Source organism: Psychrobacter sp. TB55-MNA-CIBAN-0194, from assembly GCF_040309505.1.
Lineage (GTDB): Bacteria > Pseudomonadota > Gammaproteobacteria > Pseudomonadales > Moraxellaceae > Psychrobacter > Psychrobacter fozii.
Genome location: NZ_JBEOOW010000040.1, coordinates 1 through 440 on the forward strand (window position 1 = coordinate 1; position 440 = coordinate 440).

Genomic DNA, 440 nt, shown 5'->3' on the forward strand with positions numbered 1-440 from the left:
GTATTAACCCTTAAGACAAATCAAGGTATGGCGACACTTGAAGTTGACGGCAAAACCTATCGTGACAGTAATGCACAAGATTTACTGACAGGTATTAGCGGATGGTCAATCCCGCTTGATAGCCTTCCTTTATGGATTACCGGCCAAATTGGCAGCAATGATAAAATGGTCAGCTATAATCCTGATGGCACAATTAACCAATTAATCAGTCACGACTCTGAAGCCAATTGGGTAGTCAGTTTTCTCGGTTGGCAACAACAAAGCGGCGCGCTTGTGCCTAGGTTGTTGAAGGTTGAGCGTGAAAATGTACAAATAAAAATTCAAACTAATCAATGGACAGCGGTAGCAGCCAAAACTAAATAACGTTAAATATTCAGTGCTGGCTAATCAACAAGGTAGTGAACAAAACATGACATCGACGAAATCACGCAAATCAGCGG

Annotated in this window: 1 protein-coding gene; it reads left to right on the forward strand. The window is 41.8% G+C overall.

The features are described 5' to 3' along the window. Window positions 1–363, forward strand: a 363-nt coding sequence (locus AAEY75_RS14155; protein ID WP_352259918.1) for an outer membrane lipoprotein LolB, incomplete at its 5' end; no start/stop codon positions are given. Window positions 364–440: the final 77 nt, after the last annotated feature.